Genomic DNA, 11,866 nt, shown 5'->3' with positions numbered 1-11,866 from the left:
CCGGGGGTGAGAAGCATGATCCCGCAGGGAAAAATGGGCTGCCGGCGCGGCAGGGGCTCAGGGGCGCCGATAGATCTCGGGATCGTAGATTTCCATCAGGCTGGCCGGGGTGCGCGGTGGCTTGAAGCCAAAGCCGGCATAGAGGCCCTGGGCATCCGAGGTGGCCAGGCTCAGGCGGCGCAGCCCCTGCAGCTCGGGGTGAGCCAGGATGGCGGCGATCAGCGCCTTGCTGTGGCCCTGGCCACGATGCTCGGGCAGCACGAACACATCCGCCAGGTAGCCGAAGGTGGCCCTGTCGGTGATGACCCGGGCGAAGGCCACCTGCTGACCCGCCAGATAACCGCCGAAGCAGAGGGAGTGGTTGATGGCGCGCTGCAGGGTCGAGCGTGGAATGCCGAGGCACCAGTAGGCCTCCTCGGACAGGAACTGGTGGATCAGCGACACGTCGAGCCGCCCCTTGTCGTCGCTGATCTCCAGTTGGGAAGAGTGTTGTGCTGTCTGCATCCTGGCTCCTTGCCGTGACATGAATAAGAAAGGCCCCTCGCGGGGCCTTCCAGTTTACTCAAATCGCGACATCAGGCCAGCTTGAAGGCCTGGATATGAGTGTCCAGGGTCTGGCTGTGGTGCTCCACCAGTTCGGAGGCCTCCTGCAGCTCCCGCAGCACCACCACGGATCCCTCCACCACTTGCTTGACCTGCTCCAGATTGGCGCTCATCTCCTCGGCCACGGCGCTCTGCTGCTCGGAGGCGGCGGCGATCTGGCGGTTCATGTCCGCCACCCCGCGCACTCGCTGCACTATGGTGGCGAGCTGATCGCCGGCCTGGGTCACCTGCGCCACCCCCTTGTCGGCCTGCTGCACGCTCTCGCTCATCAGGCCGACGGCCTGGCGGGCGTTGCCCTGCAACTGCTCGATCATCTTCTGGATCTCGACGGTGGCGGCCTGGGCTCTGTTGGCCAGCTCGCGCACCTCGGAGGCGACCACGGCGAAGCCGCGACCCGCCTCGCCGGCACGGGCGGCCTCGATGGCGGCGTTGAGGGCCAGCAGGTTGGTCTGCTCCGAGATGCCGCGGATGGTGTCCACCACAGAGCCGATGCGATCGACGCCGTGCTCGACCTCGTTGACCACGGCGGAGGAGCGCTGGATGTTGCCGGACAGGGTGTCTATGGTGCTGACGGTGGCCGCCACGCAGCGACTGCCCTCCTCGGCCAGCAGGCAGGCGTCGGCGGTGGCGTGGGAGGCTTGCTCCGCATGATTGGCCACCTCGCGAATGGCGCCGACCATCTGGTTCATGGCACTGGCCAGCTGTTCTATCTGGACGAACTCCTCGCTGATCGCCTCGTTGGCCTCCTCCATGCAAAGGGTGACCTGGGAGGCGATGTCGTTGAGCTCCTTGCAGGCGACGCGCTGGGTGCCAAACACCTGCTTGAGGTTCTCCTGGGAGTGGGCGACCGCCTTGGCGATGTCGCCGAACTCGTCGCGGGACTTGAGCAAGACGCTGTGGCTGAGATCCTTGCGAGCGAAACGCTCAAGCAGTCCCACCAGGTAGTGCACCTGCTTGACCATGAGGCGGGAGCCGGTCAGCAGCAGGACGACGAAGATGACCCCCATCAGCGCGGTCTCCATCAGGCCGCTCCAGAGCAGGCGATCGGCGATGTCGTTGGCCTTGGCGGCCTCGATCCCCTCGCCGAGCAGGGTGGCCTCCAGATTGCTGGCATCGAACCAGAGCTTGGCCAGCAACAGCAGCGTGCTGAACACCATGAGCAGCACCACCTTGGGCACCAGTCGAATGTTGCTCATGCGCCGTTCCAGCGAATTTAACTGCATAGTTTTCTCCTTCTAAGGTCCATTTTCCCTTTGTCATCATGACTATCGGCATTATCTTCACTTTTATTACTTAGCTCCGTGCCTAAAGTAGGAAAATGCATGCGACATCACTTAACTCACCTGCGCGCCATGGATCTGCTGATGGCGTTTCTGTCGGTGATCTCCGTCGCTCTGGTCTGTGCCCGCTGGTGGGGGCATGGTTCGTGGAGCCCGATGACTCTGCAGCTGTTCTATGACATCGACAGCCTGATCTGTTACTTCTTCCTCGCCCATTTCGCCTATGGCTGGGTTCGTGCCCCCGATCGGATGGCCTTCTTCAAGGCGAACTGGTTCTACCTGCCCGGCAGCCTGCCCATGGTGGAACAGCTGCGCTGGGCGCGGCTGATCCAGCTGTGGCGGGTCTATCAGCTGCTGCGGGACAGGCCGGATCTGCTCGGCATGTTTCGCCGCGAGCGCAACGAGACCACCCTCTCCGGCATCCTGTTCCTGTTCTTCCTGCTGCTGGGGGTGGGGTCCTGCGTCATGTTCTGGGTAGAGGCGGACAAGCCGGGCAGCCTGATCCAGACACCCTATGACGCCTTCTGGTGGACGCTGGTGACGCTCTCTACCGTGGGTTACGGCGATCTGGTGCCGAGGACTGAGGAGGGGCGTTTCGTCGCCAGTCTGCTGATCCTGTTTGGGGTGGGTCTGTTTGGTGCCCTCAGCGGCTTCATGGCCAGCCTGTTCGTCCATCCCGGCAAGACCAACGATGACACCGCAAAGTGGCGGCACCAGCAGACTGAACAGCAGGCGCTGTTGCTGCAGGAGCTCAAGGCACTGCGAGAAGAGGTGCAGGCACTGAAACAGAAGTAGCCTCGGCGTCTGGAATGGTCGCGTGGCAAACGGGGGAAGGGGCGGCCTGCCTCACGGCGAGGGGGGAGGCGCTTTTCTTTGCTTGTCCTTTGACCCGCCAGCAGCTTAACATTCGGCCTGTCACCTAACTCAACGAAGAGAATCGATCGACCATGCGCGCCCTTCTCGGGATTTTGATCTGCTTGTGTGCCCAACAGGCCCTGGCCGATACCCGTTATGTTTCAGACAACATCTTTACCTTTATCCACAACGGTCCTGGCACCCAGTACCGGATCCTCGGCAGCGTCAAGGCCGGTGAACCGCTGGAGGTCAAGGCGGTGAACAATGCGGCCGGTTTTACCCAGGTGGTAGACGACCGTGGCCGCGAGGGCTGGATCAAAAACAGCGAACTGCAAGCCGACATCAGCCTGCGTGAGCGTCTGCCCCAGGTTGAAACCGCGCTGGAAGAGGCCAAGGCCCGCCTGCTGAACCTCAATGGCGACAACGAGCGACGCTTCGCCGAGAAGGATGGCAAGATCGCCGAACAGACCAAGGAGATCGCCAGCCTGAAGACCCAGCTCGGCAGCCAGAGCGCCGAGATGAGCAGTCTCAAGGAGCAGAATGACGCCCTGACCCAGAGCTATGACAACCAGGAGCACGACATGCAGATGGACTGGTTCATCCGCGGTGGTGCCATGGTGGGGGGCGGCATCCTGCTTGGCATCCTGTTGCCCATGCTGCCGCGTCGCCGCAAGAGCAGCGAACGCTGGATGAACTGATCGGCGGTGCCGGTTGGATGAGAGGGGTCGCCATGGCGGCCCTTTTTTTGTGCATGGCCGCGGCAATCTGGTCGCCACGACGGCCGCCCGGTCGTAAGATGAGTCTCACTTGTCCGTGCCCTGCACCACAGTCTCAACAAGAGTTTTCATCTCATGCCATTAACCGAACAGGCCCGCTGGTTCGTGCTGGGGGGCGATCATCTCGTCCTGCTGGATGAACAGGGGCAGATCCCACAGGGCCCCCGTGCCCAACTCCCCGCCCACCTGCATGAGGCCCCGTTCGAGCGCTTCGACCAATGGGACGATCTGCCCTGCTATCTGCTGGATCTGGGGGCGGATGCCGAGGGCGAGCCATCGGTCATGATGCCGCTGCGCCAGCTGATGGTGGCGGGGGATGAGGAGGGCTTTCGTCTCGCGGGCCGCGCCTGGCAGCTGGCCACCTTCCGTCGCAGCCACCGCTTCTGCGGCGAGTGTGGTACTCCCATGGTCCCCAAGGCGGGGGAGTGGGCGCAAGGGTGTCGGCAGGGTCACGTCGTCTACCCGCGGATCTCCCCCTGCATCATAGTGGCGGTGCGCAAGGGGTCCGACATCCTGCTGGCGGCCCATCGCCGTCACTATCAGGCGGAAGATCCCATGTATACGGTGCTGGCCGGTTTCGTGGAGGCGGGGGAGAACCTGGAGCAGTGCGTGGCGCGGGAGGTGTTCGAGGAGAGCGGCATCCGGGTGGGCAAGGTGCGTTACGTCGCCAGCCAGCCCTGGCCCTTCCCCCACAGTCTGATGATGGGCTTCATCGCCGACTACGAGGGTGGCGAGATCCGGGTGCAGGACGAGGAGCTGGTGGCGGCCGACTTCTTCGGCGCCGATCGGCTGCCACGGCTGCCCCCTCACGGCACCATAGCGCGGCGGCTGATCGCCCTCTGTCTCGGCGAGGAGGCGTGAGGGTCGGCTGAGTGCGCTGACGGGACAAAAACGGGGCGCTTGTTTGCGCCCCTTCACATCTTTGTACTCGAACCGGCCGGGCTGGCAGTTTGGACCGCCCAGAGCCGTGCACAAAGTGGTATCATATCCGCCATTTTATGCTGGATATGACTCAGGAACTGGGATGAAAGAGCTGAAGAACGATCGATACCTGCGTGCCCTGCTGCGCCAGGATGTGGACCTGACCCCGGTGTGGATGATGCGCCAGGCTGGCCGTTACCTGCCGGAATACAAGGCGACCCGCGCCCAGGCGGGGGACTTCATGTCCCTGTGCCGCAACGCCGAGCTGGCCTGTGAAGTCACCCTGCAGCCCCTGCGCCGTTATCCGCTCGATGCCGCCATCCTCTTCTCCGACATCCTCACCATCCCCGACGCCATGGGGCTGGGCCTCTACTTCGAACACGGCGAAGGCCCGCGCTTCGAGCGTCCCATCAAATCCATGGCCGATGTGCAGGCGCTGCCCGTGCCGGATCCGGAAGACGAACTCGGCTACGTGATGAATGCGGTGCGCACCATACGCCGCGAGCTGAAGGGCGAGGTGCCGCTGATCGGCTTCTCCGGCAGCCCCTGGACCCTGGCCACCTACATGGTGGAGGGGGGCAGCTCCAAGGCGTTCACCAAGATCAAGCAGATGATGTACGCCGAGCCCATGACCCTGCACCTGCTGCTGGACAAGCTGGCCGACAGCGTCATCAGCTACCTCAACGCCCAGATCAAGGCCGGTGCCCAGTCGGTCATGGTGTTCGACACCTGGGGCGGGGTGCTGACCCCGCGCGACTACCGCGACTTCTCCCTGCAGTACATGCACAAGATAGTCGACGGCCTGATCCGCGAACACGAGGGCCGCCGCGTGCCTGTGACCCTGTTCACCAAGAACGGCGGTCAGTGGCTCGAGCAGATCGCCGCCACCGGTTGCGACGCCCTGGGACTGGACTGGACCACCGACATCGCCGACGCCAAGCGCCGGGTCGGCGACAAGGTGGCGCTGCAGGGCAACATGGATCCCTCCATGCTCTATGCCGCCCCCGCCCGCATCCGCGAAGAGGTCGCCACCATCCTGGCGGGCTTTGGCAGCGGCAACGGCCACGTCTTCAACCTGGGCCATGGCATCCATCAGGATGTGGATCCTGAGCACGCCGGCGTCTTCGTCAACGCGGTGCACGAGCTCTCCGCTCAGTATCACGGCCGCTGAGGTCGAACCGCAGCATCAGCATCATGACAACGGGGCCCCAGGGCCCCGTTGTGTTATCCGGGGAGGCGCCGTTTTGGCCCTTGCACAGTTTTGGGTACTGCGCGCCGGCCCCGGCTCGGGTTACACTGCGCCATCTGTGGCGGTGGCCACACACAAGATGAGCGACAGCGTGCGAGGCTGCGTATCGGCCGTCTCGCTCGCCATGCAGGAGGCAGAATGAGCAAGAAGTCGTGGGATTGGGGTATCGATCTGGGCGGGACCAAGTGCGAGTGCGTGGTGCTCGATGGCGACGAGGTACTGTTGCGCCATCGCATCCCCACCGAGCGCCGTGGCGGTTACGAGCACATGATAGGCCAGATCGCCAAGCTGGTGGACGAGTGCGCCGGCAAGCTCGGTCAGCGCCCGGCCGTCATCGGCATGGGCACACCGGGGGCGCGGGATCCCCAGACCGGGCTGATGAAGAACTGCAATACCACAGAGCTCAACGGCAAGCCGTTCAAGGAAGATCTGGAGCGCCGGCTCGGCGTGCCTGTGCTCATCGCCAACGATGCCAACTGCTTCGCCCTGGCGGAAACCCACCTGGGGGCGGTGCGCCAGCATCATCCGGATGCGAAAGTCGTGTTCGGCATCATCATGGGCACCGGGGTCGGCTCCGGCATCGTCATCAACGGCCAGATCCTCAACGGCCACCACGGCATCGCCGGGGAGTGGGGCCACAACGTGCTCTCCCCCGATGGGCCCGAGTGCTACTGCGGCAAGCGCGGCTGCGTCGAGACCTTCATCAGTGGCCCCGCGCTGGAGGCCTGGTATGAGGCCAAAGCCAAGCGCCACCTCTCCCTCGCCCAGATTGCGGCGGCCAGCGCCCACGATCATGTGGCGAAGCTCACCATCGACCGGCTGCACCTGCTGTTCGGTCAGGCACTGGCCAACGTGATCAACATCCTGGATCCGGACGTCATCGTCATCGGCGGCGGGGTCGGCAACGTACAGAGCCTCTATACGGCGGGCCGTCAGACGGTGCTGCCGTTCCTCTTCAACCCCCGCTTCGCCACCCCCATCATAGCGCCCTCCCTCGGGGACAGCGCCGGTGTCTTCGGGGCTGCGCTGCTGGCCAGAGGCGTCTTCCAGGATGCCCTGCTGTCGTGAGTCATCCATAGGCCCTCTTTTGCCGTCGCTAAGGACACCCATTTTCCATGATCAAGATTGCCATCAACGGGTACGGGCGCATCGGTCGCAACGTGCTGCGGGCCCTCTACGAGAGCGGCCGTGACAAGACCATCAAGATAGTCGCAATCAACGAACTGGCGGCCCCCGAGGCCATGGTGCACCTCACCCGCTTCGATACCAGCCACGGCCGTTTCCGCCATCCGGTGCAACTGGCGGGTCACAGCATGCTGGTGGGGGAGGATCTCATCCCCCTGTTTGCCGAGCGGGATCCGGCCAATCTGCCCTGGCGGGCGCTGGGGGTGGACGTGGTGCTGGACTGCACCGGGGTGTTCGGCTCGCGGGCCGATGCCGAGCGCCATCTGGGCGCGGGGGCGGGCAAGGTGCTGTTCGCTCATCCGGCGGATGCGGACGTGGACGCGACAATCGTTTTCGGGGTGAACCATCAGGTGCTGACGGGAAGGGAGCGGATCGTCTCCAATGCCTCCTGTACCACCAACTGCGTGGTGCCCGTCATCGAAACATTGCATCGAGAGTTCGAGATAAATTGTGGTACTATTACGACAATTCATTCGGCCATGCACGATCAGCAAGTCATCGACGCTTACCACAGCGATTTGCGCCGAACCCGGGCCGCCAGCCAGTCCATCATTCCGGTGGATACCAAGCTGGCAAAGGGGTTGGAGCGGATCCTGCCGCACTTCGCCGGCAAGTTCGAGGCGATCGCGGTGCGGGTGCCGACCATCAACGTAACGGCGATGGATCTCAGTATTACTGTTCGTAAAAAAGTGACAGTTACTGACGTAAATCAAGCCCTGCAACGGGCATCCAGAGGTACATTAAGCGGTATCCTGGATTACACGGAAGAGCCTTTGGTCTCCGTAGACTTTAATCATGATGCACACTCCTGCATCATTGATGGTACCCAGACTCGGGTGAGCGATGCCAACCTCGTCAAGATGTTGATGTGGTGTGATAACGAATGGGGCTTCGCCAACCGTATGCTGGATACCACCCGGGCCATGATGGCCGCAGGCTGAGAGCCTGCACCGGGCGCAAGGTTACTGTTTTTAACATTACCTGAAAATATAGAGGACTGAATATGTCTGTTATCAAGATGACCGACCTGGATCTGGCGGGTAAACGCGTTCTGATCCGTGCTGACCTGAACGTACCGGTAAAAGACGGCAAGGTCACTTCCGACGCACGTATCGTGGCAACGCTGCCGACCATCAAGCTGGCTCTGGAAAAGGGCGCCAAGCTGATGATCACCTCCCACCTGGGTCGTCCGACCGAGGGTGAATACAACGAAGAATTCTCCCTGGCTCCGGTTGTCAACTATCTGAAAGACGCTCTGTCCTGCCCGGTTCGCCTGGCCAAGGATTATCTGGATGGCGTAGAAGTCGCCGCCGGTGAGCTGGTTGTGCTGGAAAACTGCCGCTTCAACAAGGGCGAGAAGAAGAACACCGAAGAGCTGGCCAAAAAATACGCCGCCCTGTGTGACATCTTCGTAATGGATGCATTCGGTACCGCTCACCGCGCCGAAGGTTCTACCTACGGTGTGGCTCAGTTCGCCCCCGTTGCTTGTGCCGGTCCGCTGCTGGCCGGTGAGCTGGAAGCCCTGGGCAAGGCCATGCTGAAGCCCGAGCGCCCGATGGTTGCCATCGTGGGCGGCTCCAAGGTCTCCACCAAGCTGACCGTGCTGGAATCCCTCTCCAAGATCGCTGACCAGCTGGTGGTCGGTGGTGGCATCGCCAACACCTTCATCGCCGCTGCCGGTCACAACGTCGGCAAGTCCCTGTGCGAACACGACCTGCTCGACACCGCCAAGAAACTGGCCGCCGAGACCAACATTCCGGTGACCACCGACGTGGTCGTGGGCACCGAGTTCTCCGAATCCACCCCGGCTACCATCAAGTCCGTCGCTGACGTGACCGACGGTGACATGATCTTCGACATCGGCCCTGACTCTGCCAAGGCCCTGGCCGACATCATCATGAACGCCAAGACCATTCTGTGGAACGGCCCGGTCGGCGTGTTCGAGTTCGACCAGTTCTCGGCAGGCACCAAGGTTATCGCCGAAGCGATCGCCGCCTCCCCGGCCTTCTCCATCGCTGGCGGTGGTGACACCCTGGCCGCTATCGACAAGTTCGGTATCGCTGACAAGGTTTCCTACATCTCCACCGGCGGCGGCGCCTTCCTGGAGTTTGTAGAGGGCAAGGTACTGCCGGCCGTTGCGATGCTGGAACAGCGCGCCAAGGCCTAATTGACCCGGGACGGGGGGCAAAAGCCTCCCGTTTCGTTTATCATGTGACCGCTGTGCCGGTTCATGATGAACCCCCATTTTTTATTAACGGCATACGAGAACAGGACGATTTAACATGTCTAAGAAAATTTTCGACTTCGTAAAACCCGGCGTAATCACTGGTGATGACGTTCAAAAAGTGTTCGCCATCGCCAAAGAGAACGGCTTCGCTCTGCCAGCCGTTAACTGCGTCGGTACCGACTCCGTCAACGCTGTACTGGAAGCTGCCGCCAATGTGAAGGCTCCGGTCATCGTTCAGTTCTCCAACGGTGGTGCCGTGTTCACCGCCGGTAAGGGCCTGAAGCTGGAAGGTCAGCAAGCCGCCATCCTGGGTGCCATCTCCGGTGCCAAGCATGTGCACGCCGTTGCTGCCGCCTACGGGGTTCCTGTTATCCTGCACACCGACCACGCCGCCAAGAAGCTGCTGCCGTGGATCGACGGTCTGCTGGACGCGGGCGAGAAGCACTTCGCCGAGACCGGCAAGCCGCTGTTCTCCTCCCACATGCTGGATCTGTCTGAAGAGCCGCTGGAAGAGAACATCGACATCTGCTGTGAGTACCTGACTCGCATGGCCAAGATGAACATGACCCTGGAGCTGGAACTGGGTTGCACCGGTGGCGAAGAAGACGGTGTGGACAACAGCCACATGGATCAATCCGCCCTCTACACCCAGCCGGAAGACGTGGCTTACGCCTACGAGCGTCTGTCCAAGATCAGCCCGCGTTTCACCATCGCTGCCTCCTTCGGCAACGTGCACGGTGTTTACAAGCCGGGTAACGTCAAGCTGACCCCGTCCATCCTGGACGCTTCCCAGAAATTCGTTTCCGAGAAGTTTGGTCTGCCTGCCAAGTCCCTGGACTTCGTGTTCCACGGTGGCTCAGGTTCCACCCTGGAAGAGATCCGCGAATCCATCTCCTATGGCGTCGTGAAGATGAACATCGACACCGACACCCAGTGGGCTACCTGGGAAGGTCTGTTGAACTTCTACAAGACCAACGAAGCCTACCTGCAAGGCCAGCTGGGCAACCCGGAAGGCGCTGACAAGCCGAACAAGAAGTTCTACGATCCGCGCGTATGGCTGCGTGCCGGTCAGACTTCCATGATCGCCCGTCTGGAGAAAGCCTTCTCCGACCTGAACGCCATCAACGTACTGTAATTCGTTACCGTCACTGATTGCATAAAAAGGCGCCCTTCGGGGCGCCTTTTGCGTTGCTGCGCTCCGGAGGCATATGGGGTCAGGGATTGGTGGCGATGACAAGGCGCTCTTATCAGTGGCGCCTGCTGTGCTACAGCACTCCGGGAGCAGGCTGAGCCAGGAGATGAGGATAAAAAGGTGCCTTTTGGGGCACCTTTTGCATTTCTGTGATCCCGACAGGCTGGATCAGTGCCCATTGGGTGGGTATTATCGATGACATAATGTTTAATTTAGTAAACGAATGCGACCAAGGCAGGATGCTAAGTATGCAGACAGGAAGACACAACGGACACCAGGAGCACGTCACCTCCTACTATGCGGCGACCCGCAACGACCATCAGCAGTGGCCCGAGCTCAGCGGTGAGCTCGATGCCGATGTGTGCATCATAGGCGGTGGCTTCACCGGGCTGAACACCGCCATCAATCTGGCAGAGGCGGGCTACAGGGTGGCCCTGCTGGAGGCGAACCGCATCGGCTGGGGTGCCTCGGGCCGCAACGGCGGCCAGCTCATTCGCGGCATCGGCCACGACACCAGCCAGTTTGCCCGCTGGATCGGCGAGCAGGGGGTACGCGAGCTGGATCTGATGGGGCTGGAGGCGGTGCAGCTGGTGCGCGAGCGGATCGAGCGCTTCAACATCGACTGCGACCTGCGCTGGGGCTATTGCGATCTCGCTACCAAGGCGCGCCATCTGACCGGATTCGAGGAGGAGATGGCGCATCTGGCCAGCCTGGGTTACCAGCATGAGACCAGGCTGGTGCCCCAGGCCGAGATGGGCTCGGTGGTCGGTTCCGAGCGCTATATTGGTGGCATGATCGACATGGGTTCCGGCCACCTGCATCCCCTCAACCTGGCGCTCGGCGAGGCCCGTGCCGCGGCTAGCCTCGGTGTGGCGCTGTTCGAGCAGTCCAGGGTGATCGACATCGACTATGGCGATCGGGTAGAGGTCACCACGGCCCATGGCCGGGTCAGTGCCGACTATCTGGTGATCGGCTGCAACGCCTACCTCAACGATCTCAATCCCGAGCTGGGTGGACGGGTGCTGCCGGCCGGTTCCTATATCCTCGCCACCGAGGTGCTGGAGAAGCGGCTGCGCCAGCGCCTGCTGCCGCAAAACATGGCGGTGTGCGATCAGAACGTGGCGCTCGATTATTACCGGTTGTCGGCCGATGGCCGGCTGCTGTTTGGCGGTGCCTGCAACTATTCTGGGCGCGATCCTAAGGATATAAAGGCCTTTATGCTGCCCAAGCTGCTGCGGGTCTTCCCCGAGCTGGCCGGCACCGCCATCGAATTCCAGTGGGGCGGCATGATCGGCATAGGGGCCAACCGCTTGCCGCAGATCGGGCGCCTCAAGGAATATCCCAATGTGTTCTACGCCCAGGCCTATTCAGGTCATGGCCTCAACGCCACCCACATGGCGGCCAAGCTGGTGGCGGAGGCGATCGTGGGGGAGAGCCGTGGCTTCGATCTGTTCAGCACCGTACCCCACATGACCTTCCCCGGCGGCCCGGCCCTGCGTTCACCCCTGCTGGCGCTGGGGATGCTGTGGCACAGGATGAAGGATCTGATGTGATCTCGCGCCGGCCTCTCCATGGGCA

General features: G+C 62.2%; 11 protein-coding genes. 9 read left to right on the top strand and 2 right to left on the bottom strand.

Annotated features, from left to right (window positions below; genetic code table 11):
* Window positions 1-57: 57 nt before the first annotated feature.
* Both KW825_RS12190 and KW825_RS12185 read right to left on the bottom strand, forming a co-directional pair.
* On the bottom strand, window positions 58-504 hold the full coding sequence (locus KW825_RS12190) for a GNAT family N-acetyltransferase (RefSeq protein WP_042653081.1): 447 nt from the start codon (window positions 502-504) through the stop codon (window positions 58-60).
* A 71-nt stretch (window positions 505-575) separates the two neighbouring features.
* On the bottom strand, window positions 576-1,826 hold the full coding sequence (locus KW825_RS12185) for a methyl-accepting chemotaxis protein (protein ID WP_218329363.1): 1,251 nt from the start codon (window positions 1,824-1,826) through the stop codon (window positions 576-578).
* A 99-nt stretch (window positions 1,827-1,925) separates the two neighbouring features.
* On the opposite strand from KW825_RS12185, the gene KW825_RS12180 reads away from it, so the two are divergent.
* From KW825_RS12180 to KW825_RS12140, 9 genes are all read left to right on the top strand, one after another.
* Window positions 1,926-2,678, top strand: coding sequence for a potassium channel family protein (locus KW825_RS12180; RefSeq protein ID WP_218329362.1), 753 nt, complete (start codon window positions 1,926-1,928; stop codon window positions 2,676-2,678).
* Between the two features lie 152 nt (window positions 2,679-2,830).
* Window positions 2,831-3,436 carry a TIGR04211 family SH3 domain-containing protein gene (locus KW825_RS12175; protein WP_042653078.1) on the top strand — a complete coding sequence of 202 codons (606 nt, stop codon included), beginning with the start codon at window positions 2,831-2,833 and terminating at the stop codon, window positions 3,434-3,436.
* A 153-nt stretch (window positions 3,437-3,589) separates the two neighbouring features.
* Entirely contained in the window at window positions 3,590-4,375 is a 786-nt protein-coding gene (gene nudC / locus KW825_RS12170) for an NAD(+) diphosphatase (RefSeq protein ID WP_218329361.1), read from the top strand.
* A gap of 163 nt (window positions 4,376-4,538) precedes the next feature.
* Window positions 4,539-5,606 (top strand): uroporphyrinogen decarboxylase, encoded by a 1,068-nt coding sequence (hemE, locus tag KW825_RS12165; protein ID WP_218329360.1) that lies wholly within the window; start codon window positions 4,539-4,541, stop codon window positions 5,604-5,606.
* 216 nt (window positions 5,607-5,822) lie between these two features.
* Entirely contained in the window at window positions 5,823-6,752 is a 930-nt protein-coding gene (locus KW825_RS12160; protein WP_218329359.1) for an ROK family protein, read from the top strand.
* 47 nt (window positions 6,753-6,799) lie between these two features.
* Window positions 6,800-7,810 (top strand): erythrose-4-phosphate dehydrogenase, encoded by a 1,011-nt coding sequence (epd, locus tag KW825_RS12155; RefSeq protein ID WP_042653074.1) that lies wholly within the window; start codon window positions 6,800-6,802, stop codon window positions 7,808-7,810.
* A gap of 62 nt (window positions 7,811-7,872) precedes the next feature.
* Window positions 7,873-9,036: a phosphoglycerate kinase gene (locus tag KW825_RS12150; RefSeq protein WP_042653073.1), complete on the top strand. Its 1,164-nt coding sequence runs from the start codon at window positions 7,873-7,875 to the stop codon at window positions 9,034-9,036.
* A gap of 115 nt (window positions 9,037-9,151) precedes the next feature.
* On the top strand, window positions 9,152-10,231 hold the full coding sequence (fbaA, locus tag KW825_RS12145; protein ID WP_042653072.1) for a class II fructose-bisphosphate aldolase: 1,080 nt from the start codon (window positions 9,152-9,154) through the stop codon (window positions 10,229-10,231).
* 305 nt (window positions 10,232-10,536) lie between these two features.
* A complete protein-coding gene (locus tag KW825_RS12140) occupies window positions 10,537-11,841 on the top strand; it encodes an FAD-binding oxidoreductase (RefSeq protein ID WP_218329358.1) in 1,305 nt (434 codons plus the stop codon).
* Window positions 11,842-11,866: the final 25 nt, after the last annotated feature.

Source organism: Aeromonas sp. sif2433 (genome assembly GCF_019218705.1).
In the GTDB taxonomy this organism is placed as follows: domain Bacteria; phylum Pseudomonadota; class Gammaproteobacteria; order Enterobacterales; family Aeromonadaceae; genus Aeromonas; species Aeromonas encheleia.
This window is presented reverse-complemented; position numbering and strand designations above follow the sequence as displayed.